This is a genomic window from Blautia sp. An249, assembly GCF_002159835.1.
GTDB lineage: Bacteria > Bacillota > Clostridia > Lachnospirales > Lachnospiraceae > Blautia_A > Blautia_A avistercoris.
The window spans coordinates 28,385-53,635 of the sequence record NZ_NFJL01000017.1 but is presented as its reverse complement, the minus strand read 5'-3'; the positions used below and the strand labels follow the sequence as shown (position 1 = coordinate 53,635).

Sequence of the window (25,251 nt, the reverse complement as noted above, 5' to 3'; positions counted from 1 at the left end):
ATGAGATTAAAAGACGGACTGATTTTAAGGGAAGTTGCCGGACAGTACGTGATCGTCCCCACGGGAAGAAGGGTACAGGAAGTCACGTCCATTGTGTACATATCTTCTTCGGGAGCTTATCTGTGGGAGTATATGAAAAATCAGGAATTTGAAAAGGAAGACCTGGCGGAACAGATAGTAAACCACTATCGGGGAGTAACCCGGGAGAAAGCTCTGGAAGACATTGAGAAATTTCTGAACGTTCTGAGGGAGAATAACATTCTGGAGAGCGGCGGACTTAGGGGCAGTTATATTGTGAGACTGCCGGAGGGCAGACATGAATCAGAGAAATGAGTGGGAATCCATCTGTCAAAGGACGGAGCATCTGGATCCCTTTTATCAGGCAGTATGGAAAAAGGCGTATGCAGAGGCCATTCCTATCACGGGAACCTTTGAACTGACCTGCCGGTGTAATTTTTCCTGCCGGATGTGTTACGTTCACTTAAAGCCGGATCAGATGGCGGGACAGGGACGGGAACTGACAGCAAAAGAATGGATCCGCACAGCAGAAGAAGCAAAGAAGGCAGGAACCACCTGGCTGTGTATTACCGGCGGAGAGCCCCTGATGCATCCGGAGTTTGAGAGCATCTGGAGGGAGCTGTCTCAGATGGGGTTTTTCATTACTCTGCAGACCAACGGTTCTCTCATCAATGAGAGGATGGCGAAGCTGCTGGAGGAATACCCTCCCAGGAGAGTCAAACTCACCCTCTATGGTTCCGGGGATTCTGTATACCAAGAGGTGTGCCGGGTAAAAGAGGGCTTTGGAAGAGTGGATGCAGGCATCCGCACGCTGAAGGAACTGAAGATTCCCATAAGCCTTGTGGGAACCATTATCCGCCAGAATGAGGAGGACGTTAATGGAATCGTCGCCTATGCCTACAGAAACCGTCTTCCTCTGACCCTGACCAAGAACATAAAAGCTTCCGCCAGAGGGGCAGACAGCCAGGCCAGGGAAGTGAGGATCCCGGAGGAAAATAACTGGGAGATACAAAGAGAGAAATTACAGAAGCGTCTGAGGGAGGCGCCCATGAGGGAGGACAGGAAACCCTGTTCCTACTGCAGGGATTACCGGGTCGGGTACTGGATTACCTGGAACGGGGACATGCGTTTCTGCAGTTTCATGGAGGAACCCCATATTTCTGTGAGGGAGAGAACCTTTCAGAAAGCGTGGGAGGAACTGATAGAGTATGAGGAGAATCTGGACTGGCCGAAGGAGTGCAAAAGCTGTGAGGTCCGGGGAGCCTGTTACAGATGCGCGGGCCTGTTAGCAGCAGAATGCGGGGGTCCGGAGCAGGTGACAGAGGAATTCTGCCAGAGAGTAAAGAAGTATTTAAAGGAGTGAAATGATATGCAGGGAAGTTTTTATGGGGAAATCCCCATGAGCGATGAATATGTAGCGGTGGAAGCCTACAGTGTGGAGTCCAGAGCCAGCTCCGGATCCGGTACGGAAGGAAGTTATTTTAGAGGAATTCAAGTTATGTGGACAACGGATGAGTCACCAGGTGGAGTTACAAATAATGGATGGTATACAGGGGATCCCAATAGTCCGTTTTATAATTATGCTGATGAGGAAATTGTAGCGAATATTAATGCTGCCGGAAATGCAGACGCTTATTTTTCAGCATGGGTAGGAAATACGAGTATAAATCACGAAGCATTTATCAATAACATATTTGGTTGTTGGCGGTTGGTTTACTAGAAAAACATGTACAAAATAGCGGAAATCTTTTTAGAAACAAATAGCCTTCCCCTGCCGTCATGCTGGAAGCAGTTTCAAAGCCTGCCGGGGGAGGAGGAACAGAAAGCGGATTTTAAGGTCAGTGTGCTGCATCAGGAAAAAATGGCCCATGGAATGGAGTGCTATTCTCTGGAACACAGGCCGGTTCATCTGTGGAAAATGGATCGCTCCATTCTCCTGACAGATGAAAAGTGGAAGGAGGGAAAATTGTTTTCCGCCTCCGATGAATACGGAACCCTCCAGCTATTGCTGCAGATGTTTTATACCCATGCAGTGGCGCGGGGGATGATACAGGTACACAGTTCCCTGATTGACTACCGGGGAAAGGGGGTGCTGTTTCTGGGGCCTTCCGGAATCGGAAAGACAACCCAGGCAGAACTCTGGAACCAGTACCGAGAGGCCCGAATCATTAACGGAGACGTGGTCTTCGTTCAGAAAACCCGGGAGAATTTCCTGGGGTGGGGGACTCCCTGGCATGGTTCTTCTCCCTACTGCATAAACGACCGGGTTCCTCTTAGAGCGCTGGTAGTTTTAAAGCAGGATGAAAAGAACCGGATTCGCAGACTGGAAGGATTTGAGAAAGTAGCGGCGGTTTCCCGGAGCATTTTCTATCCCCGGTGGATGGAGGAGGGGACTGCGCTATGTCTGGATATTTTGGATCAGTTATTAACGGCTCTTCCGGTTTATGAGCTGAGCTGTCGGCCGGAGGAAGAGGCAGTGGCCCTTACGGAAAAGACAATATTTGGAGATTAGAAGTTCTCATTCCTGTGTTCGGGGGAAAATACAGAATAGAGGAATGGGAATTTTTTTGTCCGGGGGAAGAGAATGAAGGAGTTAAAAAGGATTGTTCAGAAAATCCGGGAAGGAAAACTAAAGAGACTGCTGGGCGAACTGCTCTGGATGTATACGTATGTGCGCCGCTACTGGGCGCTCATCGGCGTCTATATTCTGCTGGGGGCCTCGGGTTCTCTGCTGGGACTTGGAACCTCCATGGTCAGCCGGGATCTGGTGGACGCCATTACCGGGGTAAATTCAAAAAGAATCCTTCAGGTGGCCCTGACCTACATAGGGGTGGGGGTTTTTCAGATTGTTGTCAGCGCCGTAAAGACGCGGCTGTCTTTGCGGGTGAGACTGAAGGTAAACAATGAAATCCGGGCGGATATTTACGAGCAGGTGCTGAATACGGACTGGCCGTCTCTGTCTGCCTACCGATCCGGAGATTTGCTCTACCGGGTCAACGGGGATTCCAATGTGGTGGCCAACAGTATTTTAACCTTCATTCCCAGTGTGGTCAGTTCCTGTATCAGTCTGGGCGGCGCCTTTCTGGTGGTCATAAGAAATGACCCCATGATGGCTCTTCTGGCTCTGGCAGGGGCGCCTGTTTCCTTTCTTACCACCAGATACAGCGCCAGAAAGATGCGGCAGTTTCAGAGAGAAAATCAGGAGATGGCCAGTAACCGGACGGTTTTCGATCAGGAAACCTTTCAGAATTTACAGTTTATCAAAGCTTTCGGTATTCTGGATCAGATAACCGAAAGATTCCATACCATACAAAATGAAACCGTAGAGATTGCCCTCCGCCAGAATAAAGTCCAGTCCGTCAGCATGATTCTGACGTCCCTGGTGGGACAGGCCATCGGCTATGCCTGCTATGGATTTGCCGCCTTTCGGCTCTGGCAGGGGGAGATCAGCTACGGAACCATGACCATGTTTGTCTCTATGGCAGGATCCTTAAGAAGTTCTTTCAGCGGGATTTTAAATCTGATTCCCACGGCGGTGCGGGCAGGGGCCAGCGCCAGCCGGATTATGGAAGTGGTGGAACTGCCCAGGGAGAAAAAGGAAGATCAAAAAGAAGCAGAAGCCCTGAAAGAAACAGGAAAAAACACAGGAGTGTATGTACATATGGAACAGGTGGATTTTGCCTATGAAGAGGAAAAATGGGTTTATAAAGACGCAGATTTTCGGGCAGAGCCAGGAGAGATTGTGGCTCTAATCGGGCCTTCCGGCCAGGGTAAGACCACCACGCTGAATCTGCTTTTAGGGCTTTACCATCCTCAGAGGGGCAGGATTGTAACAGGAAACCCGGGAGGGAATTCTCTGGAAGTTTCTTCTTCTACCCGCTGTCTGTTCAGCTATATCCCCCAGGGCAACGCCCTGTTTTCGGGAACCATTGCGGAAAATATGCGGATGGTAAAACCGGAGGCAACCGACGGGGAAATCCGGGCAGCTCTGGAGGCCGCCTGCGCCTGGGAGTTTATAGAGAACCTAAAGGAGGGAATCCATACCCAGGTAAGAGAGCGGGGACAGCGTTTCTCGGAAGGACAGAAGCAGAGGATTTCCATTGCCAGAGCCCTTCTGGCAGATGCGCCCGTTATGATACTGGATGAGGCAACCAGCGCCCTGGATGTGGCCACGGAGAAAAGGGTTCTCAAAAGAATCATACGAAGAGAGCCGCAGCGTACAGTGATTGTGGCGGCGCACCGGCCAAGTGTATTTTCTCTCTGCAGCCGGGTTTATAAGGTGCAGCAGGGACAGATGCAGGAAGCAGATGAACAGGAGGTCAAACGTTTCCTGGAGTCTTCTTAAGCGTATACAGCAAAAAGAAACGAGGTAGAAAATGAAGTACGTAAAAGTTGCAGTTATCATACTTTTTATATTGTCAGTGGGGATTTTTGCAGCGGGAATGGAAAAGGAGAGACGGGCGGAGGATCCCACGAAGCCGGTGCTGACCAGCGACCGGGAGATCCTGGAGATTTCCACCTCCTATGAGGAAGCTGATTTGCTGCAGGGATTGACGGCACAGGATGGAAAGGACGGGGAGCTGACTTCCGAAATCCTGGTGGGAGAGTTTTCCCAGTTTGTGGAAAAAGGCGTCTCCAATCTCAGCTATGTGGTATTCGACAGCTCCAATCAGGCAGCCACTCTTACCAGGAAGGTGAAGTTCACCGATTATGAATCGCCCAGGCTGACCCTGACGGAACCTCTGGTATTCCCTGCAGGAAAGACAGAAAACGCCATGGAATTCATCGGGGCTTCAGATATGATAGATGCCAGCCTGTCCGCCCTGGTGAAACAGACGGAATCCACCATTGATTATAAAAATGTGGGAGATTATTATATCCACGTGGAAGTGACCAACAGCTTCGGAGATGTGGAAGAGCAGCAGCTTCCTGTTCATGTGATCGAAGCGTCTCATCAGGCTCTGGAAATCCAGTTAAGTTCCAGCCTGGTTTACCTGAAGCAGGGAGAGGCCTTTGACCCCAACAGTTACGTGGAAGCTTTAAATGATACATACGGAGAAGCGTTGGATCCGGCCCTGGTACAGGCAGAGTCCAATGTGAATACAGGACAGCCGGGCTGTTATGAAGTTCATTATCAGGCGACCAGTGAGAAAGGACAGATCGGGGAAACCTGGCTGACGGTCATTGTACGGGGATAAAGGAGAAAATAAATGGGAGAAATAAGAGAATTTAATTTGGATGAAGTCAGCATCCGAAGTGTCTGTGTGGATGTCCTGCGGCACATCTGGGTGATTTTACTGGCAGCGGCGGCCGCCTGGTTTGCGGTAACCGGAACAGAGAAGCTGATTTACGAGCCGGAGTATACGGCTACGGCGACCCTGGTGGTAAACGCGAAAGGAAGCAACAGCAATGCATTTACCTCCCTGTCTCTGACCAGTCAGATGGCCGGAGTATTCAGTGAGGTATTTGACAGCAATACTCTCCGGGAGAAAATAGCGGAGGATTTGGGGATGGAGACAGTGGAAGGGGAGATTTCCTCCAGCATTATTGAAGAGACCAATCTGATCCTTCTGAAAGTAACCTCCGTAAATCCCAGACAGACGTATCTGATGATCCGTTCTGCTCTGGATAATTACGATTCCGTATCCGACTATCTGTTTTCCAATGCGGTTTTAAGGATTGTCCAGGAACCTACCATTCCCTACAGTCCCTCCAATGTGCCCAATGTGGCGCGCATCCGCAGACTGGCGATGCTGGGGACAGCCCTGGCTGTGACGGCTCTTCTGGTGGTTCTTTCCGTCCTGCGCTTTACGGTAAAGACTAAAGAAGGGGCCAGGAGAAACCTGGACGGAAAGATTCTGGGAAGTATTCCCTTTGAGAAAAAACGTCTGTCTCTGTCAGACAGGATGAGACGGAAAAATAAATCCCTGCTGATTTCCTCCCCTATGGTGAGTATGAAGTTTGCAGAGTCCTCCCGGAAGATTGCTACCCGTCTGAGCCATCATATGAACCGGAGAGGGGAAAAAGTTCTGATGGTGACCAGCGTATCCGAAAATGAGGGAAAATCTTCTGTGGCAGCCAATCTGGCCCTGGCTCTGGCAGAAAAAGGGAAAAATGTGGTACTCATTGACGCGGATTTAAAGAAACCGGCCCAGTACCGGATCTTCAGCCGTGAAAAAAACGGGCAGATCCGCCTGTCTTCTTATCTGTCTGGAAAAGTTTCTGCCTATGATGTGTTAGAGTATGAGAAAAAGACAAATCTTTTCCACATCTATCAGGATTCGGGAGTGAGAAACTCCAGTGTGCTGCTGGATTCTGAGAAAATGAGAACCCTGCTGAAGGCCTGCCGCAAGAGTATGGACTATGTGATTCTGGACTCTTCGCCTATGGCCCTTTCCAGTGATACGGAACTGATGATGCGCCAGGTGGATATTCTGCTGATGATTGTGCGGCAGGACTGGACAGACATCCGTGTTATCAATGACGCCGCGGATGTGGCCCGAAAGAGCGGGGTAGACTTTGCAGGTTTTGTTTTAAATGCATTTCATAAAGATCTTTCTCTTCAGGAAGGAAGAGAGAGCAGTCACTATTACGGACGAAGAAATTCACAGACAGCGGAGGAATAAACATGGAAGAACAAAGAGAAATGGAAATTGATCTCGGAACCCTTATATGGAATTTCCTTCGGGGACTGAAGAAAACCTGGTATCTGATTCCGCTGCTGGCTCTGCTGGGAGGAGCCTTCGGATATGGAAAAGCGGCAGGCTTTTATGTACCTATGTATCAGGCTTCCGCCTCTTTTACAGTTCTGACAGGAGGAACCAGCGAAGATACCGGATCAGAGAGCTATAATTTTTACTATGACAGTTCCACGGCCGGACAGATGGCAAAGACATTTCCCTATATTCTGGGAAGTAATCTTTTACAGGAGGCTATCTTAGGGGCTCTGGGTGTGGATGCTCTTAATGGAAGTATCTCGGCAAAGGCTGTTTCGGATTCCAACTTAATTACTATGACAGTGACCAGCAGCAGTCCCCAGGATGCAAAAGACATACTGGAATCCGCCATTAAAGTTTATCCGGATGTGGCCCGTTTTGTTATTGGGAATACCCGGTTCAATATGATTGATATGCCTTCCGTATCTTCTGTGCCCTATAACCAGCCAAACTATACCAGAACGGTACAGAAATGGGCGCTTGTGGGAGCGGCAGGAGCCGTATTACTGATTGCTCTGTTTGCTCTTTTGCGAAAGACGATACAGAAACCGGAAGAAATAAAGACCATTATGAGCCTTCCCTGTCTGGGAAATATCCCGGAAGTGCGGTTTAAGGCCAGGGGAAAGCAGAATCATCAGGAAGTATCTTTTTTCAATTCCAGGATCCCACAGGGCTTTAAGGAGAGTGTTATGAGCCTGCAGGTGAGACTGGAAAGGGAGATGGGAGACAGAAAGGCCAAAGTCCTTCTGATTACAAGCACGGTTTCTTCGGAAGGAAAATCGGCCACAGCGTTGAATCTGGCTTATGCCTTTGCTTCCCATGGGAAAAAGGTCCTGCTAATCGACGGAGATCTCCGCAAACAGAAGTTAAGAAGTATGATGACCGAAAAGCAGGGCAAAGGACTGGAAAGTGTAATCAAAGGGAATGTCCCTCTGGAAGAGGCCCTGGAACAGGAAGAGAGGAGCAGTATCTGGATGCTGTGCGGAGATAAACCCGCATCTCGGATTCCCAAAATTCTCAATCATAAGAAAATGAAAGAGTTGATAGATAGCTGCCGGGAAACCATGGACTTGATTCTCATTGATGCGCCTCCCTGTGATTTATTCGAGGATGCAGGAATCCTTTCAGAATACGCAGATTGTATTTTGTACCTGATTCGTCATGACTTTGTCACAAAGAGGAGGGTGCTCGAGGGCGTTTCAGCCCTGGAGGAGGGGAACGCGCAGCTTCTGGGCTATGCTTTTAACCGGGTTCCGGTTCACCGGGGCGGATACGGCTATTACGGATACGGCAGATATGGCTATGGATACTATGGCTACGGAAAGTACGGGTATGGAAAATACGGCTATGGAGAAAAGAAAACACAATAGACGGGTCATTCTGGGAATCGTCTCCGTTCTCCTTCTGACGGGACTGCTGGGAGCAGCTTATATTCAGGACAAAAAGAAACAGGCAGAGCCCCAGACAGGCAGAGAACCGGAAGAAATTCAGTTTCTTTTTGAACCGGAAGTGCTTACTTATGGAGGAGAGGGAAACTTTGATTTCATGGAGGGCGTCTCAGCCAGGACCCGGGACGGAACCGATGTGACCGATACGGTACAGGCAGTATTAACAGCAGACGGGACACAAAATGAAAAGGTGATTCGTTATACCGCTTTTGACTCTCAGGGAAAGGAAGCAACACAGACCAGAACTCTGAAAATGGAAGGTTATAAAGGGCCTCAGTTATCGGTGGAAGACCCCTTGCAGATCGACGCAGGTGAGCTTGACAATCTGGCGGAAACCCTGGGGGAAAAGGGAGATCTGACAGCTCAGGACGGTTTCGGCAACGATTGTATCAGTCAGGTGACCTGGGTGCGGACACGGCTGTCTAAGGGGAAATACTCCATTACCTTTACTTTAAATAATTCTTTTCTGGATACTGCCCGGCAGACGGTGGAGGCAGATATTACCGGGGAAGTATCGGATATTGAACTTCATTTAACAGAAACCAGCATTACCATTCCCACAGGAAGTGAGTTCTATCCTCTGGATTATGTGCAGGAAGCCCTGGATCCCCGACAGGGAAGTCTTCTGTCCCGGGTGCAGGTAAATAATCTGGTGGATGTGACTCAGCCGGGACGCTATCAGGTGATTTATACGGTATATTCTCTGGATGGCACACAGAAAGCAGAGGCAGTTCTTGCCGTTACGGTAACAGGAGAAAACTGAGATGATTGATCTTCATATACATATTCTGCCCGGGATCGACGACGGCGCCCAGTCCTGGGACGATGCAGTTGAGATGGCGGAGATGGCCGCAGAATCCGGAGTGGATACAGTTGCGGCAACGGTTCACAGCAATCTGCCGGGAAAGCCGGATCCCCGGGAAGCTGCTCTTTATTTAAAACAGTTAAAAGAGTTCCGGCAAATACTGGAAGAAGAAAAAATTCCCCTTACTGTTCTTCCCGGAATGGAAATCTTTGCGGGGGAAGAGTTTCTGAAACGGCTGCAGAAAGGTCAGCTCCTGTCTTTGAATCAGACCCGGTATGTGCTGATGGAATTTCCCATGGATGTGCCGGCGGCAGAAATTTACCGGGTTCTGTTTGAAACCACAGAAGCAGGATACCTTCCTGTGTTAGCCCATCCGGAACGGTATTTCTGTGTGCAGAAAGTACCCGCCCACGTATACGAATGGTATCAGATGGGGATAGTAATACAGATAAATAAAGGAAGTATTCTGGGCAGATTCGGAAAGAAGGTGCAAAGGACGGCAGATTCCCTGCTGAGACATAAAATTGTCACAGTGGCGGCTTCCGATGCACACAGCCCTTATATTCGTACGCCGGATATGGTAGAATTAAAAGAAGTTTTAAGAGAAAACTACGGGGAATCCGTCCGGCAGCGGCTGCTTACGGAAAATCCCCGGCGGATTTTAAGAGGAGAAAAAACACTCCGTACCAATCCGGTTCCGTATGATTATTCCTGAGGAAACCCAGGCCAAAAGCCTGGCAGAAAGAGGTGATGAGATGAAAAGAAAGAGAAAAGTACCCTTAGCGATAAAAATTCTGCTGATTATCCTGGCCCCCTTCTGGTTCTCACAGCCGGAATTCTGTACGGCTATGTCTTTTACAAGGTGGGCTCCATTGAAAAAGTAGATACCAGCCAGGAAGAAAGAATTGATCCTTCTAAGGAATCTTTTGAGACAGACGAGGATATTCCTGAGAATGTCACAGAGATGGAAGAGTCTCAGATTACCTGGGAAGGTGCCGATCCGGATGTGATGAAAGACAAGGAAGTGGTTAATATCCTTCTCATTGGGCAGGACAGACGGGAGGGCGAGAGCCGGCAGCGTTCTGACTCCATGATCCTTGTGACCATTAATAAAGAGACAAAGAAATTATCTATGACCTCTTTTATGCGTGATTTGTATGTGCAGATTCCCGGCTACAGTGATAACCGGCTGAACGCGGCCTATGCCTTTGGCGGAATGTCGCTGCTGGATGAAACCCTGCAGAAAAATTTCGGAATATCCGTAGACGGAAATGTGGAAGTGGATTTTGAAGGATTTGTGGGATGCATCGATACTTTGGGCGGAGTAGACATTACGCTGAACCAGGCGGAGGCAGCTTATTTAAACGATCCTTCTTTAAAGGAGGGAGCAAACCACTTAAACGGGGAACAGGCCCTGAGATACAGCCGGATCCGTTCTGTGGGAAATGCGGACTATGAGCGGACAGAACGCCAGAGAAGGGTGCTGACAGCAGTATTTGATAAATTCAAGAATGCGGATATTGCAACTATTATGAATACGGTGAACAGCCTGATTCCTTATCTGACCACAGATATGAGTACTTCCCAGATTCTGGGATATGCGCTGGAAGTATTTCAGACAGGTGCCCGTTCTGTAGACAGTTACCGGGTTCCTGTAGACGGAGGTTATACCCCTGCCGTGATACGGGGAATGATGGTATTGGTACCGGATTTGAAGGTAAACCAGGACTATCTGAAAAATCAGTTGTATGGAAATTAAAAAATGAAATATTTTAATCTGGTTTTAATTTTCCTTTTTTATAATAGCCTTAACAAAAAACAAAGAGAAATGTTAAGGAGGAAATGAACATGAAAAATAGAAAATTAAAAGCAATGGCAGGGATTTTAGCAGCAGCGATGGTTCTGACAGCAGCGGGAGGTGTTTCCGTAAACGCGGCAAAAATCAGGAACATTCAGAAAGAGGCAGAGCTGACAGAGGAAAAAGCCCTGGAGACGGCCAGAAAAGACGCTGATCTGAAAGAAAAAGAGATTGACAAATCCAGAGTCAAACTGGACTATGACGACGGACAGCTTTACTACGAAGTGGAATTCTATGCCGGTGAAAAGGAATACGATTACGAAATTGACGCAAAAACCGGGAAGATTTTATCTAAAGATTTTGAAATCGAAGATGATTTTCTGACCTCAAAGGAAGTCAGAGAGGAAATTCTTTCAGAGTCAGAAGTACAGAAAATCGTATTAAAGAAAGTTCCGGGAGCATCGGAGAAGAAACTTTACATGAAGTTAGACCGGGATGACGGAAAGTGGATTTACGAGGGAGATATTTTATATAAGAATATGGAATACGAATTTGAAATTGATGCAGAAACAGGAAAGATTTTAAGCTGGGAAGAAGAGGATATGGACGATTGAAGGAAACAGTCCGCTGCGGGGAAAGTGCTCCGCAGCGGTTTTCTTTTACCTGAAGTAAAAGTTTAAACCGGCAGTAAATGGAAATAAGCTTTGCTGAAAAATAATGCATAAAATAAAATCAAAAATTTTGTAAGATTTAAATCTTGATTTTTGTCGAAATCTGGTAGTATTATACGTATAAGAGAGGTGTCACATATCAGACAAGTGAAAACGAAAGACACTATCAGAAGGAGATACCAGATGAAATACAGTTCATGGAATTCAGTTGCTTCTTATTTAGTTGAGAATCTGAAAAAAAGAATAGAAAATGGAGAATATGAGGCCGGTGGGAAACTTCCCAGTGAGAAAATGCTGGCCGCAGAGTATTCGGTGGGGCGTTCTTCTGTAAGGGAGGCGTTAAAAATGCTTCAGGCAGAGAATTTAATCCAGATTGTGAAAGGAAAAGGGAGTTTTGTTTTATCTGGAGAAGCCCAGACAAAAAAAATGGAGCAATGGTATCATTCTCAGACAGAAACTTTTGAAAATCTGGTAGAAATCAGGGAAGCGCTGGAGTGTCTGGCTGTCCGGAAAGCTGCGGTAAAGGCTACAGAAGACACGATTACAAAATTAACTGCAATTAATCAGGCATATGAATCCACAAGCTCAACCGATCTTTCCGCAAGACTGGAATATGACGAGGCATTTCACCGGCTCATTGTGGAAACTGCCGATATGGTCTTGCTGGAGGATATGTACCGGAAATTTGAAAGTACTTATACGGAATACAGGATTAAGGGCTTTGTTTTTACCAAATATTTCGAGAAAGCGGCTGAAGGGCACAGAAGAATCATAGAGGCGATGAAGGAGCAGGATGCAGAGCTTGCACAGGAGGTAATGAGAGAGCACATTTATGAAGTGGTGGCAGATATAGAGAAACTGCTGCAGATTGCGAAATAAAAGAGAACAGGATGGAAATCTCCTTTGTCTGGAGATTTCCATTAAAGGAATATTTTATTACATTAACATGTCTGACATCAGACAGAAAGGAGAGGGTTTATGAGCAAAGTTTTCAGAAACCGGTTAATATCGTTCCTTGTGGGGGCTGTACTTGCAGCAGTATGTGCCATACCAGTGGGAGCAGCAAAAGAGGAACCCAGGTATTCTATTCGTCTGGCCTGCAGTTCCACAGAGTATACTGCGATTGGCCAAAATACAGTTATGAATTTCAACTATGCAGCCCAGTTAGCTTTTAAGAATTATGTGGAATCTGCATCTAATGGACAGATTGAAGTAAACATTTATACGAACAGTTCTTTGGGAAATGCATCAGAAATTTTACTGCAGTGTATGCAGGGAGTGATTGAATGCAGTACTGCAGGTGATTCCGATTTGTCTAATTATTATCCGGAGATTCAAATGTTTTCTCTTCCATATGCCTTTGACGACCGGGCAGAATTTTATGATTTTCTGGATGGACCTTATATGGAGAAGATGTATGAAGAGATTGCTGCCAAAACAGGCGTAAGAATAATCGCCGGATTTGATAATGGAGGTTTTCGGAATTTTTCCAATAACATACGACAGATTCATACAGCGGAAGATTTAAAAGGATTAAAAATCCGTTGTATGCAAAGCGCGGCTTATATTACAACACTGGAAACATTTGGTGCAGTACCCACAGGAATGGCTTTCAGTGAATTATATTCCGCCCTCCAGACAGGAGTTGTGGATGGCCAGGAAAATGCACCTCTGGTTATGCTGGATAATTCTATCTATGAACAGCAGAAGTATTACAGTCTGGACGGCCATTCAATTTCCCCGGCATTTTTAATCGTAAACGAGAAGTGGCTCCGCTCTCTGCCGGAAGATTTGCAGGCTGTTGTACTGGAAGGAGGAGAAATGGCACAGACAGCAGCCAGAGGAACGATTACATCCACAGAAGGGATTGCCCTTGAATTTTTAGAGGAGAAGGGAGTGGAGATTTATACTCCCAATGATTCGGAAAGAGAGAGCTTTAAAATTGCACAGGAACCAGTTACAAAATGGCTGATAAGTGAACTGGGGGAAGAGGATGTGGCAGAATTTCAGGAAGCGCTGACAAAGACAGCAGAGTCGTCAGAAGATACCGGAGAAGAAACACAGAATCTGAAAGTCAGTCAGGCAAATGTAGTGCCTTATCTGGTAATTATTGTTTTGCTGGTACTGACCGTGCTGGTAATTGGGAAAAAATATCAAAGAGATATGAAAAAAGTGAAGGAGAAAAGGGAACCCTGATCAGGGAAGGAAAGAAATGGGGGATGTTTATGAAGCCTGCATCATTTAGAACAAAACTGGATGAAATATCGGAAATTATTGATGAGATAGTCGGAACCATTTGCTGCATATTAACGATCCTGATGTTTCTGTCGGTTTTCTATCAGGTTCTGGGACGTTACGTTTTTTCTGGTTCGATTGCCTGGACGGAGGAGACGGCCAGATATTGCATGATTTGGCTGGCATTTTTAGGGGCAAGCATGTTAATTCGAAGCGGGGAGAACTCATCCGTCACTTTTCTGATTGACCGATTACCGAAGAAAACAAGATGGGGGCTGGATTTGCTGATACAGGCAATTATGCTTTTGTTTATGCTGATTGTTTTTGCAGTTTCAGTGACTCAGTTACAGTATAGTCTGAGTGAATTTTCGCCGGCACTTCGTATTCGTATGTTTATTCCCAAATCCAGTATTTTATTTGGGAGCCTGATGATTTCTATTCAGCTTCTCTGGAAAATCACAGATACATTGCTGGCGGTAAAAGCAGAACAGAAAGGAGGATGACAGGATGGGACAGTTTTTGGGAATTATGCTTCTTTTAGTAGTTCTGATTCTGGCAGGAATTCCTATTTCTTATTCTATGGGGATTACATCGTTTATTTATATTTTAATTACCAATGTTTCTTATATATCTGTAATACCAAATCGTCTGTATGAGGGTTTGAATCAGTTTCAGCTTCTTGCTATCCCGTTTTTCCTTCTGGCTGCAGATATTATGGTTCATGCAGATATATCCGGTAAACTGTTTCGCTTTGTAAAATTATTTGTAGGCAGATTCCGCGGAGGGCTGGCTTATGTAAATGTGATTGTAAGTATGGTATTCGGAAGTGTTTCCGGTACGGCTCTGGGAGATATTGCAGCATTGGGAAAAGTGGAGATGGATGCCATGGATGAAGAAGGGTATGAACCTAATTTTTCATGTGCCCTTACGGCAGCTTCTTCTCTGCAAAGTCCGCTGATTCCGCCAAGTAATATTGCAGTGCTTTATGCAAGCGTTATGGGACTTTCTGTGGGAGCATTGTTTCTGGCAGGTCTGCTTCCCGGAGTTATGCTGGGGCTGGCGCAGATTTTATATATTATTTCTGTAAGGGATAAGAAGAATTTTCCGGCATGTCAGGAAAAAACAGGCTGGAAAGAGAAAAAATCAATTCTTTTAAACGGAATAATCACGTTGGGAATGCCTCTTATTATTATCGGAGGCGTATTGGGCGGATGGTTTACGGCCACAGAATCTGCGAATATTGCATGCGTATATTCCCTGATTCTGGGAATCTTTGTATACCGTAATTATCATTTGAAAGATTTTAAGAAGGCACTTGGAGGAGTGGCGCATCAGATGGCGAATATTTTTCTGATTATTTCTTTTGCTTCGGTGTTTGCATGGATTATGGGGATGGAACGGGTACCGGAACAGATTGCATCGATGCTGCTGGAAATTTCAGATAACAAATATCTGCTTTTGTTTTTAATTAATCTATTTCTGCTGGCTGTTGGGATGTTCATGGATACAGGAGCTGCTATTATTCTTTTTGCACCGATTCTGGCGCCTATTATGTACGAGGTTGGAATACATCCCGTACACTTTGCCGTAATTATGCTGATGAATCTGACGCTTGGTTTAATTACTCCGCCTGTAGGAGTAGTCCTCTATTCCGCAACGGCTGTGGGAAAACGAAAATTCGAAGAAGTGGTGAAAGCTTTAGTTCCGTTTTTAATTCTCTCTTTTGCAGCGCTTGCTTTGGTTTGTCTGTTTCCGGCAATTACTCTGATTCTGCCGGAGACATTTGGATTTTTGTAAAGAAGGGAGGAAGAATGTTGAAAGTACTGATTTCTTTGGGGAAAAGTTTTTATCAGGCTTTCCCGGATTTAGGAGACTGGCTGAGAGAAGAAGGTATCCAGGTGACAGAACAGGTGTCCGCGGATCAGGAGCCTTCCCGGGAACAGAGAAAGAGTCTGTTGAGGGATGTTCAAATCTATATTGTGGGAGTTGACCGTGTGGATGAAGAGATTATGGACGCAGCCCCAGACCTGAAACTGATTATTAAACATGGAGCCGGTTATGACAATATTGATTTAGAGGCGGCAAAGAAAAGGGGAATCGCAGTAACTTACGCAAAGGGAGAGAATGCGCAGAGTGTGGCGGAACTTACAATGGGTCTGATACTGGCAGCATGCAGAGGAATTGCCAGGGGAGACAGGGAAGTACATAACCAGGTCTGGAACCTTTTTATGGGCTGTGAGCTTTCCGGAAAAAATCTGGGCCTGATAGGATATGGAAACATCGGAAGGCGTGTGGCAAAGATTGCCCGTGGATTCGGAATGAAGGTGTATGCCTGCGATCCATGGGTTTCCGGGGAAGAACTGAAAAGGGAAGAAGTTTATCCGGCAGACTTTGAAACTCTGTTAGAAACAGCGGACTTTCTGTCTCTTCATATTCCGGTTACAGAAACTACCAGACATCTGATAAACGAAGAAGCATTTCAGAGAATGAAAGCCTCTGCCTATCTTATAAATACAGCAAGAGGAGAGCTGGTAGATGAAGCAGCTCTGAAGAAAGCGCTGAAAGAAGGGCAGATTCGGGGAGCGGCCGTAGATGTATTTCAAAAAGAACCTCCGGATCCCAGTCTGGCTCTTTTAAAAGAGGCCGTATTTACTCCCCATCTGGGCGCCTGTACGGTAGACAGTGCCAGACGGTTGTCTTTCATCTCATTTGAAAATGTAATGAATTTTATAAATCAACGACCATTGAAGAACCGTTTAGTATAAGAAAAAAAGGAGGAATAGAAAATGTCAATGAATCCACAGGAAATGAAAAAGCATATCAAAGGAATCTTCCATCTGTCTCTGACACCGTTTGATTCTGCCGGAAATCTGGACATTCCGGCCTTAAAAACCAGTATCCGGATGGTCACGCAAAATCCGGTACTGGAGGGGGAAGATGTGGTATTTCTTGCTCTTGGAACTACAGGAGAGTTTTACGCGATGTCTGAAGAGGAGAACAGACAGGTAATTGATGTGGTGACCCAGGAAGTAAATGGCAGATTTCCAGTCATGATAGGAACCGGAAGAGCCGGAACGAAAAACACAATTGAAATGTCAAAATATGCACAGAGTGCAGGGGCAGATGCGCTTTTAGTGATTCCCCCATACTATACCATGCCGACAGAGGAAGGGGTTATCCGACACTTTGAATCCGTTGCAGATGCCGTAGAGATAGGAATAACAATTTATAATAATCCTGCGGCCAGTAAACTCTGGCTTCCTATGCCTGTGATAAAGAGACTGGCAAAAGTGGAAAATATTATTGGATTAAAAGAAAACACCAATAATCCTATGGCTTTTTTAACGATGCTCCAGAATATTCCAAAGGAGGATATGGCGATCTTTGCCGGCCTGGGACATTTCATGTATCAGTTTATGTGTTTTTGTGACTGCCGGGGATTTGTGACAGAAATGCTGAATTATGCGCCTCATCTGGCGGTAGAATTATATCATGCAGGTCTTGAAAAAGATGCCGGGAAAGTTCGGGCAGCGGCGGATAAGATGAATCTGTTCTGGAACTGGGTCTTCCGTATGGCGGCAAAACATTCCGGGATTCCTTCAGCTTTACATCCCGCCAGTCAGATTCCGGGAGATATGCCCTATTATCAGGCGGCAAATAAAATGGCGGCGCAGTTATGCGGTATGCCGGCAGGGATTGCAAGGGGACCAATGGAAAATATCCCGGAAGAAGAGATTGCAGAACTAAAGGAAATACTAAAAGAAATGGGATGTAATGTGGAATAATAAGCGGCCTGTTCTTTTCTTCCGTGCTGTGGTATGCTAAGAAAAAACAAAGGAGCACATTTTTTTATGGAAGCAAATTCAGAAAAGAACTGCGCGTTACTTGTGATTGATATTCAGCAGGAAGACTTTATGGAGTTAAGGGAAGAAAATCTGGAACAGCCGGAGTGGAAATGTATTCGCAATGGAAAACGGGTGCTGGATATTTTCCGGAAAAAGAAACTTCCCGTCATCCAGATTAAAGAAGTACACCGGGCAGATATGGTGGATTTCGGCCGGGAACTGGATGGGTCAGAAGGGATACACTGTATGGAAAATTCCCCATATACGGACTATGCAGAACTTACGTATCCCATTGAGGGGGAATACCGGATTACCAAGAGACGTTACAGCGCTTTTTTCGGAACGGATCTGGAAATTCTGCTGAAGGGCCTCCATGTGGATACCCTGTATCTGATAGGAGGTCTGACGGATGTCTGTATTCACTATACTGCCGTAGACGCACATCAGCATGACTATCATATTAAAGTGGTGACAGACGCAGTGGCAGGATCCAGCCCGAGAGCTCACGAATATGCGCTGGAGGCGATAAAGTATTTGCAGAGAGATGCGCTGATAACTACTTCAGAAATAGAAAAGACGTTTTCCTGTTGACTCTCCCCTTAGGTCATGATTTATACTCAAATCAGATTCGAATCAAAAGAACGCTAAGCTCCCGACGGCGGCAAGCAGTTCATCATTGACCGCCGACACATGGACAACGGGGCGTATGGTAGTGCGCCGTATGGCCTGCCGGAGAAACTCGGACTGGCTGATACCGTAAGGGGCAAGCCGCTCTGTGAAGTCGGCGTATTCTTCCTCGGACAGCCGGGTTTTCACAACGCGGTTGCGGTGGGACGTGTTGTATTTCTTTCGCATGGTCGTGACCTCCTTTCCTGCCGCATGAGCGCGGCGGGGATAAGCGGCGCAAGCCGCCATAGCAGGGTTTGGGGAAGGCACTCCCCAACAAGTTTCCCGCAGGGGCAAAAGGCGCGGTAAGCGAATTTTGGTACTGTGGTAGAAACTTGCTCTGCGAGAAACACTCTCTACCTATCGCGGATTTTCGGGCGGTTTTACCCCCTGTTTTGCGGCGCGTCCGAAAAAATCTCTCTATATGCCATTTCATTTTGGCGGGATTTGTTCGGGGGTGCCGCAAATTTTTTCATAAACAAAGCGAACAAGGCGGCTCATTCTGCCCGCTGCGGGTTTGCTTTCCTCTACGGACGGAAGCAGAAAATGCCAAATGAAACTTTTCTTTTTTCATCACTACTACGGTCTGCCTGTGCCGTTCTTCCAAAAATGGGCGCAAAAAAAAGCAGCAAATCTTTTCAGACTTACTGCTTGTGTGCCGCTGTGGTGGGCGATGGGTATTTAATTTTTCAATGGGAGATTAAAGTGAAAACTGGAATTTACATCTTCCCAAAAATCTCTCAAAGTTATTTCATATCAGTTGAATACAAATATATTTGAATCTTCGACATGTTCAAGAAATTTTCTTGCCGCCAGAGACAGTGTTTTTCTGTCTTTCCAACAGATTGCAACATTACGCTTCGGTCTTTCTTTTATCGGACGTATAATTAAACCGTCATCAAAGCCTCTCAGGATGCGCTCATATAGCATAGACACCCCCAAGTCCTGACGAACCATTTCCATAACTGCATAGTCGTCATAAACTGTCAGTTTCAAATTCCGAGGTTGCACACCTGCATCTTTGAATGCCGCCAGTGGATATGAATACCCCAACTCATCCATAAGGATAAAAGGTTCCTTAGCAAGGTCTTTCACAGAAACAATATCTTTTTCTGCCAAAGGATGATTAGATGGCAATACCGCAAGCAATTCATCCTCATACAAAATATCATATTCCAAATCCTCTGCGGTATCTGTACTGATAAATCCCAAATCAGCTTCTCTTGCTCTGACTGCCGCTGCATTTACCTCATATCCACCCTGTAGCAGTTTGAACTCTACAGAAGGGTATTTCTCTTGAAAAGTTTTCATCAAGATGGGTAGATATAACCTGCTTACACTCGACCAAGCTGCAATGGATACAACACTACTTTCAAGACCTTCGATTTCTTTTTTCTTCCCGGAAAGGTTTTTTTCCGCCGCATAAATGGCTTGAATAAAGGGATAGAGATTTTCGCCATCTGACGTCAATTCCAGACGGTTTTTCTGTCGCAGGAGCAATGTTACCCCTAATTCCTCCTCAAGAGATAAAACTTTTTGGCTAACTGAACTTTGCGTATATCCTAATTCCTCCGCCGCTAAACTGAAACTGCCTAATTCAACAACACGACAAAACACCGTGTATTTTGATGTTTGGATCATTGTTGCAACCGCCCTCCTTGTATCGTGTTTTCTAATACACACATTATATCTATTAATTTTACAAATAGCAAGGGCGCAGCTATAATAAAAGAAAAACAAACAAGGAGTCTAACGATGAATAAACAAAAGGCAACATTTTTAGCGTTCACTGTACCGCTTGCATGGGGTACTTCCTATATTTTTATGGCTTATCTAATGGATGGGATTCCGCCGGTTACCATTGTTGCCCTCCGCACAGGAATCGCCTTTCTGGTCATGTTTGCTCTCTTTTTCCGCAGAGTGTGCCGCCCGGATCGTCAAACCTTAAAAGCAAGTGCAATATGCGGAGGATTACTGGCAACGGTTTTCCTGTGTCTTTTGTTGGGTGTACAATATACATCTGCCTCAGAAACAGGTTTTCTGCAAAGCACGACAGTCATTATTGTGCCTATTATCATGGCCGTTCTCCGCAAGCGTATGCCGGAAACTAAAATCGTGATTGGTGTTATTGCTGTTACAGCTGGTCTCCTCCTGCTCAGTGGCGGTGTTGGACAGTTTTCTATCGGAAGCGGTATCATGCTGTTTTCTGCTTTTGTGTATGCTGTTCATATTGTGGTCAGCAAATCCTTTGTGGAACGAGTAGACAGCATTTCCTTGGGCATCTGGCAAATGCTTTTTGCTTGTATCTATGCCACCATAGCAGCCTTCATTTTTGAAACGCCAGTTCTTCCTCAAACGGGAATCCAGTGGGCGAGTTTACTTGGTTTAACCTTGATTTGCTCTGCTTACGGTTTTGTCATGCAGGCTTATGTGCAGAAATTTGTCAGCGCTGAAACAACGGGATTTATGTTTTCTTTAGAACCTGTCTTTACTGCGGTATTTGCATTTGCTTTTCTGGGTGAGCGACTGAATCTGATGGGCTACATTGGTGCATTACTGATTCTACTCGGTGTCATGTGTGCAAATATTTGTTATAAACCTCAGAAATAACGAAATGGGTATTATATATAAGGACAATCTTTGACAGAAAATCCATATACTAATGCCCATTCCGTATGATATTTATGTAAAAACTCAGTTTGATAATCTGAAGCCAGAAGACTGGGAAACAGAAGTTTATTTTCCGATTAAAAAGAAATAAGAAAACAGATAAACAGAACAATCTGTTGAGGAGAGATGAGACTGCTGTACTGATTTAGTGCAGCAGCCTTTTCATGAAAAGAGAAAGATGTTATATTTAAAGCATCAGTCAAAAGGATTACCGTCAATGAAGAAATGAAAACGGGGCGGTCACAGGGGAGGAGAGAAGATGGAACGAATAAAAAAGAACTTCGGATTTGGATGTATGCGCCTGCCCATGAATGGAGATAAAGTGGACGAAGAGCAGGTCTGCAAAATGGTGGATGCTTTTTTAGAAGCAGGATTTAATTATTTTGATACAGCCCATGGCTATCTGGAGGGAATGAGCGAACAGGCGGTGAAACACTGTCTGACCAGCCGTCATCCCCGGGAAAGTTATGTTCTGACCAATAAGCTTTCCAGCTTCTTTTTTGAAAAGGAAGAAGAGATTCGTCCTCTTTTTGAAAAGCAGTTGGAGTGTTGTGGAGTGGATTACTTTGATTTTTATCTGATGCACGCCCAAAGTGAGGAATTCTTTGCAAAATTTAAGAAATGCAGGGCCTATGAAACGGCGCTGGAACTGAAAGCTGAAGGGAAATTCCGGCATTTCGGCATATCCTTTCATGACAGACCGGAGATACTGGAGCAAATTCTGACAGAATATCCACAGATTGAGGTGGTTCAGATTCAGTTTAATTATGTGGATTATGAGGAGCCGGCGGTGGAAAGTAAAAAGTGCTATGAAATTTGCCGGAAATTCGGTAAGCCGGTAATTGTAATGGAGCCGGTAAAAGGAGGAAGCCTGGTGGATCTGCCTTTACAGGCGATGGAGGTGCTGGAAAAATTAAAAGGAGGAAGTACCGCCAGCTATGCCATCCGATATGCCGCAGGTTTTGAAGGGATTCTGATGGTACTTTCCGGTATGAGCGCTATGGAGCAGATGGAGGATAATATCCGTTTTATGAAAGACTTTCAGCCGCTGAATGAGCAGGAAATGGAAGCGATAGCACAGGTACGGAAGATTTTCCAGGAAATGAATCTGATTCCCTGCACTGCCTGCCGCTACTGCACGCCAGGATGTCCGAAACACATATCAATTCCGGATTTATTTGCCTGTATGAATGCGAAAAAGCAGTATCAGAACCGAAATGCAGATTATTATTATCATAACGTACATACCAGCCAGAAGGGAAAGGCTTCGGACTGTATCAAGTGCGGAAAATGTGAGAAAGAATGTCCTCAGCATCTTCCTATCCGGGATTTGCTGGAAGCGGTTGCCGCCGAGTTTGAAAAGAAAGAAAATTAAGCAGAAAAGAGGAAGGAATAGATGAGCGGGCAGAAGGATGCGTTACTGGCAGTCTGCTATGGTATTTCCATATTCGGTATTGCTTCAAAAGTGGAAAAAGACAAATAAAGCATACATAAAAATCCCTGACGGGAATGATATGCTGCCCCATATAGAACTGTAAAATATAAAAGTTCTGTATGGGGCGTTTTTATATCAAAGTTAGTTTTTCTGTTTTACAGTATGGACTGCATCTGTTATGCTGAACATAGCAGAAACCGGACGGAAGAAGAAAATTTGCCGAAGCAGAATGCAGAACGGAGGGAAACAGTATTATGAAACAATTTACAGCAGGAGATAAATGCGTCTCGGTCTATTCAGGAGAATCCGGGGATTTGCCGGTTGTGTACCTGAACACGTTTGGAAATGAAGGAGAAGCTGTATATCAGGAGCTGAAACAGGAGAAGGGGCCAAATTTCCATTTTGTGACAATAAGCGGTCTTCAATGGGATCATGATATGTCCCCGTGGAAAATTCCGCCTATAGCTAAAGGGGATACACCATGTACCGGCGGAGCCGGCCAGTATATGGAAATTCTGAGAAACGAGATCGTACCGAAGGCGGAAAGCCTTATTTTGGGCAAACCTTTGTGGAGGGGAATTGCAGGGTATTCCCTGGCCGGTCTGTTTGCAGTTTATTCTTTATATCAGACCAGTCTGTTTTCCAGAGCGGCCAGTATTTCCGGTTCTCTCTGGTTTCCGGATTTTCAGAAATATGTATCCTCACATAACTGGAAATCAGTTCCTGATCGGGTTTATTTTTCTCTGGGAGACAAGGAGCACCGGACGAAAAATCCGTTTTTAAAAGGAGTTCGGGAAAGGACAGAAGAGATCTGTGCTTTTTATACGGGAAAAGGGATTGATACGGTTCTTCAGTTTAATCCGGGCAATCATTTTCAGAATGAAGGGCACCGTATCGCCAGGGGAATCCGATGGATACTTAGATAGAAAAAGGGGATCAGGCTTGAAAGGAGAGAAAGATAATGGATAACCGCATATTGCTTCTGGAAGATGACAGCAGTCTGATTGATGGTCTGTGCTATTCTCTGAAAAAGAACGGCTTTCTTACAGATGTTGCCCGTACCGTGTCTGAGGCGGAAAAATTTCTTCAAAATATAAAAAAATACGACCTGTTGATTTTAGATGTTACTCTTCCGGACGGAACCGGTTTTGACGTCTGTGAAGCCGTGCGCAGGGATGATCGGCAAATTCCCATAATTTTTCTGACGGCTTCTGATGAAGAGGTTCATGTAATCCGGGGATTGGATTCCGGAGGAGATGACTATATAACAAAACCATTTAAGTTAGGAGAACTGTGTTCCCGTATCCGCGCGTTGCTGCGCCGTTCCGGCATGAAAGTAAAAAAAGAGGAAGAAACAAAGCTGCTGTGCGGAGATGTTTCCATTGATTTGCTGGGCAGCAGGGTCTGGATGAACGGACGGGCTCTGGAGCTGACCCATATTGAATATAAACTTCTCTGTCTGTTGGTACGAAACGCCGACTGCGTGGTAACAAGAGAGAGAATTCTGGCTGCGCTGTGGGATGATGCCGGGAATTTTGTAGATAATAATACGTTGTCGGTCTATATACGCCGTCTCAGGGAGAAGGTGGAGTCCGATCCCTCCCATCCTGTACATCTGCTTACCGTGCGGGGATTTGGCTATCAGTGGAAAGAGGTGTCACCATGAATTTCCTTCGGGATAAACAAATCCGCAGATATATAACGTTTCTGGGGTTCATTTCCTTTTTTCTGATTAGCGCCGGGTTTTTCTTTACAGGGTATCAGAACCGGATGGTGAAAACAATTTCGGCATCACATGACGAGGCCATTGCCTCTGCTTTATTGGAGCAGGGAATCTCGAAAGAGATAACAGCCAGTGCCTTAACAAATACAGTGAAAAATGAAAAGGGGCAAAAGCTTTTAAATGAGCTTGGAATGGGAGAAGAATCAGAAAGCAGTCTGCAGCCTCTGCCCCTGGAATTCCAAAAAAAGAGTCTGTGTGTTCTGACGGCGGGGCTGCTGGGGTTCGTGCTGGCCCTTTTCGGAGGAACGATTGTCTTTTTGAGGAAGAGGAATCAACTGTACATGCAGGCTATAAAGATCACAGAGAAGTATGCAGACGGAGATTTCTCCATACACCTTCCCCAGAACAGGGAGGGCGCGGTTTATCAGATGTTTGCCTCTGTGGAACAGCTTGCCGCTATGCTCCGGGCGAAAAAGGACACAGAACATAAGACGAAGGAATTTCTAAAGAGCACCATTTCCGATTTATCCCATCAGCTAAAGACGCCGCTGGCGGCTATGTCCATGTATCAGGAGATTATCAGCGAGGAACCGGAAAATACAGAAACGGTTAAGGAGTTTTCAGAGAAGATTGGCATATCCTTAAAGCGTATGGAACAACTGATTCAGTCTGTGTTAAAAATTGCTAGGCTGGATGCAGGAAGTATTCTCTTTGAAAGAGAATTCTGTCCGGCGGCGGACCTGGTTTCCAGGTCAGTGGATGAATTCACAGAACGGGCTGCAAAGGAAAAGAAGAATCTGGTTCTGTCCGGAGACCGGGAACAGTCTGTGTTCTGCGATCCCCAATGGACCAGCCAGGCCCTGGCAAATCTGGTGAAAAATGCCCTGGATCACACAAAAGAAGGAGATACCATCGAGATTCTCTGGGAGGATACGCCTGCGGGCCTGCGGATTTCTGTCTCTGATAACGGGGAGGGAATTGCACCAGAAGATATACACCATATTTTTAAACGGTTTTACCGAAGCCGGCGCTCTCTTAATACCCCGGGAATTGGCCTTGGACTTTCCCTGGCAAAGGCCATTATAGAAGGCCAGGGCGGTATGCTTGGGGTTTCGAGCCGGCAAAAGGAAGGAACTACCTTTACAGTATTCTTCCTTACGGAATCGTAAGGTTAAATTCACCGGATTGTAAGCTGTCTCTGCTATCCTTGGGATAAAGGAG

The 25,251-nt window shown here is 45.8% G+C and carries 26 protein-coding genes and 1 pseudogene; 25 read left to right on the top strand and 2 right to left on the bottom strand.

What is annotated here, in order from left to right; translation table 11 throughout:
- The 19 genes from B5F53_RS14680 to B5F53_RS14585 all read left to right on the top strand — a co-directional run bounded on the left by B5F53_RS14680 (position 1) and on the right by B5F53_RS14585 (position 18,127).
- On the top strand, positions 1-333 hold the full coding sequence (locus B5F53_RS14680) for a PqqD family protein (RefSeq protein WP_087224676.1): 333 nt from the start codon (positions 1-3) through the stop codon (positions 331-333).
- On the top strand, positions 317-1,381 hold the full coding sequence (locus tag B5F53_RS14675) for a radical SAM protein (protein WP_087224673.1): 1,065 nt from the start codon (positions 317-319) through the stop codon (positions 1,379-1,381). Before B5F53_RS14680 ends, B5F53_RS14675 begins: the two co-directional genes overlap by 17 nt.
- Before the next feature lie 6 nt (positions 1,382-1,387).
- On the top strand, positions 1,388-1,738 hold the full coding sequence (locus B5F53_RS14670; RefSeq protein ID WP_087224669.1) for a hypothetical protein: 351 nt from the start codon (positions 1,388-1,390) through the stop codon (positions 1,736-1,738).
- Between the two features lie 6 nt (positions 1,739-1,744).
- Positions 1,745-2,530, top strand: a complete 786-nt coding sequence (locus B5F53_RS14665) for a hypothetical protein (RefSeq protein WP_087224666.1) — start codon at positions 1,745-1,747, stop codon at positions 2,528-2,530.
- Between the two features lie 72 nt (positions 2,531-2,602).
- On the top strand, positions 2,603-4,363 hold the full coding sequence (locus tag B5F53_RS14660; protein WP_087224663.1) for an ABC transporter ATP-binding protein: 1,761 nt from the start codon (positions 2,603-2,605) through the stop codon (positions 4,361-4,363).
- 31 nt (positions 4,364-4,394) lie between these two features.
- A complete protein-coding gene (locus tag B5F53_RS14655; protein WP_087224660.1) occupies positions 4,395-5,216 on the top strand; it encodes an immunoglobulin-like domain-containing protein in 822 nt (273 codons plus the stop codon).
- Positions 5,217-5,228: 12 nt separating this feature from the next.
- Complete coding sequence (locus tag B5F53_RS14650; protein WP_087224657.1) at positions 5,229-6,644, top strand: polysaccharide biosynthesis tyrosine autokinase; 1,416 nt, start codon at positions 5,229-5,231, stop codon at positions 6,642-6,644.
- A gap of 2 nt (positions 6,645-6,646) precedes the next feature.
- Complete coding sequence (locus B5F53_RS14645; RefSeq protein ID WP_087224654.1) at positions 6,647-8,104, top strand: polysaccharide biosynthesis tyrosine autokinase; 1,458 nt, start codon at positions 6,647-6,649, stop codon at positions 8,102-8,104.
- Positions 8,082-8,945 carry an immunoglobulin-like domain-containing protein gene (locus B5F53_RS14640; protein WP_162610621.1) on the top strand — a complete coding sequence of 288 codons (864 nt, stop codon included), beginning with the start codon at positions 8,082-8,084 and terminating at the stop codon, positions 8,943-8,945. Before B5F53_RS14645 ends, B5F53_RS14640 begins: the two co-directional genes overlap by 23 nt.
- 1 nt (position 8,946) lies before the next feature.
- Positions 8,947-9,702 carry a tyrosine-protein phosphatase gene (locus B5F53_RS14635; RefSeq protein ID WP_087224648.1) on the top strand — a complete coding sequence of 252 codons (756 nt, stop codon included), beginning with the start codon at positions 8,947-8,949 and terminating at the stop codon, positions 9,700-9,702.
- A 147-nt stretch (positions 9,703-9,849) separates the two neighbouring features.
- Positions 9,850-10,746 (top strand): LCP family protein, encoded by an 897-nt coding sequence (locus B5F53_RS14625; RefSeq protein WP_087224642.1) that lies wholly within the window; start codon positions 9,850-9,852, stop codon positions 10,744-10,746.
- Between the two features lie 89 nt (positions 10,747-10,835).
- The gene (locus tag B5F53_RS14620; protein WP_162610620.1) at positions 10,836-11,399 is read left to right on the top strand and encodes a PepSY domain-containing protein; all 564 of its coding nucleotides are present in this window, start codon (positions 10,836-10,838) and stop codon (positions 11,397-11,399) included.
- Between the two features lie 240 nt (positions 11,400-11,639).
- Positions 11,640-12,335 carry a FadR/GntR family transcriptional regulator gene (locus B5F53_RS14615; RefSeq protein WP_087224636.1) on the top strand — a complete coding sequence of 232 codons (696 nt, stop codon included), beginning with the start codon at positions 11,640-11,642 and terminating at the stop codon, positions 12,333-12,335.
- A 99-nt stretch (positions 12,336-12,434) separates the two neighbouring features.
- Complete coding sequence (locus tag B5F53_RS14610) at positions 12,435-13,652, top strand: DctP family TRAP transporter solute-binding subunit (protein ID WP_087224633.1); 1,218 nt, start codon at positions 12,435-12,437, stop codon at positions 13,650-13,652.
- Positions 13,653-13,681: 29 nt separating this feature from the next.
- On the top strand, positions 13,682-14,194 hold the full coding sequence (locus tag B5F53_RS14605) for a TRAP transporter small permease (protein ID WP_162610619.1): 513 nt from the start codon (positions 13,682-13,684) through the stop codon (positions 14,192-14,194).
- 4 nt (positions 14,195-14,198) lie between these two features.
- Positions 14,199-15,488, top strand: a complete 1,290-nt coding sequence (locus B5F53_RS14600; RefSeq protein ID WP_087224626.1) for a TRAP transporter large permease — start codon at positions 14,199-14,201, stop codon at positions 15,486-15,488.
- A gap of 14 nt (positions 15,489-15,502) precedes the next feature.
- On the top strand, positions 15,503-16,456 hold the full coding sequence (locus B5F53_RS14595) for a phosphoglycerate dehydrogenase (RefSeq protein ID WP_087224623.1): 954 nt from the start codon (positions 15,503-15,505) through the stop codon (positions 16,454-16,456).
- A gap of 21 nt (positions 16,457-16,477) precedes the next feature.
- A complete protein-coding gene (locus B5F53_RS14590) occupies positions 16,478-17,476 on the top strand; it encodes a dihydrodipicolinate synthase family protein (RefSeq protein ID WP_087224621.1) in 999 nt (332 codons plus the stop codon).
- Between the two features lie 66 nt (positions 17,477-17,542).
- A complete protein-coding gene (locus B5F53_RS14585) occupies positions 17,543-18,127 on the top strand; it encodes a cysteine hydrolase family protein (protein ID WP_087224618.1) in 585 nt (194 codons plus the stop codon).
- Positions 18,128-18,181: 54 nt separating this feature from the next.
- Here B5F53_RS14585 and B5F53_RS14580 read toward each other — a convergent pair.
- Positions 18,182-18,391: pseudogene (locus tag B5F53_RS14580) on the bottom strand (plasmid mobilization protein); the annotation flags it as partial.
- 364 nt (positions 18,392-18,755) lie between these two features.
- On the opposite strand from B5F53_RS14580, the gene B5F53_RS20585 reads away from it, so the two are divergent.
- Positions 18,756-18,887, top strand: a complete 132-nt coding sequence (locus B5F53_RS20585; RefSeq protein WP_275532207.1) for a hypothetical protein — start codon at positions 18,756-18,758, stop codon at positions 18,885-18,887.
- A gap of 71 nt (positions 18,888-18,958) precedes the next feature.
- Here B5F53_RS20585 and B5F53_RS14570 read toward each other — a convergent pair whose 3' ends face one another.
- A complete protein-coding gene (locus B5F53_RS14570) occupies positions 18,959-19,843 on the bottom strand; it encodes a LysR family transcriptional regulator (protein WP_087224612.1) in 885 nt (294 codons plus the stop codon).
- Positions 19,844-19,957: 114 nt separating this feature from the next.
- Here B5F53_RS14570 and B5F53_RS14565 point away from each other — a divergent pair, with 114 nt between their 5' ends.
- The 5 genes from B5F53_RS14565 (at position 19,958) to B5F53_RS14545 (ending at position 25,199) form a co-directional block, all read left to right on the top strand.
- On the top strand, positions 19,958-20,812 hold the full coding sequence (locus B5F53_RS14565; protein ID WP_087224609.1) for a DMT family transporter: 855 nt from the start codon (positions 19,958-19,960) through the stop codon (positions 20,810-20,812).
- A gap of 319 nt (positions 20,813-21,131) precedes the next feature.
- Positions 21,132-22,247, top strand: a complete 1,116-nt coding sequence (locus B5F53_RS14560) for an aldo/keto reductase (RefSeq protein WP_087224605.1) — start codon at positions 21,132-21,134, stop codon at positions 22,245-22,247.
- Positions 22,248-22,561: 314 nt separating this feature from the next.
- Positions 22,562-23,233, top strand: coding sequence for an alpha/beta hydrolase (locus B5F53_RS14555; protein WP_087224602.1), 672 nt, complete (start codon positions 22,562-22,564; stop codon positions 23,231-23,233).
- Between the two features lie 35 nt (positions 23,234-23,268).
- A complete protein-coding gene (locus B5F53_RS14550) occupies positions 23,269-23,973 on the top strand; it encodes a response regulator transcription factor (RefSeq protein WP_087224599.1) in 705 nt (234 codons plus the stop codon).
- Positions 23,970-25,199: a sensor histidine kinase gene (locus B5F53_RS14545; protein WP_087224596.1), complete on the top strand. Its 1,230-nt coding sequence runs from the start codon at positions 23,970-23,972 to the stop codon at positions 25,197-25,199. Before B5F53_RS14550 ends, B5F53_RS14545 begins: the two co-directional genes overlap by 4 nt.
- The last annotated feature ends 52 nt before the right edge of the window (positions 25,200-25,251 follow it).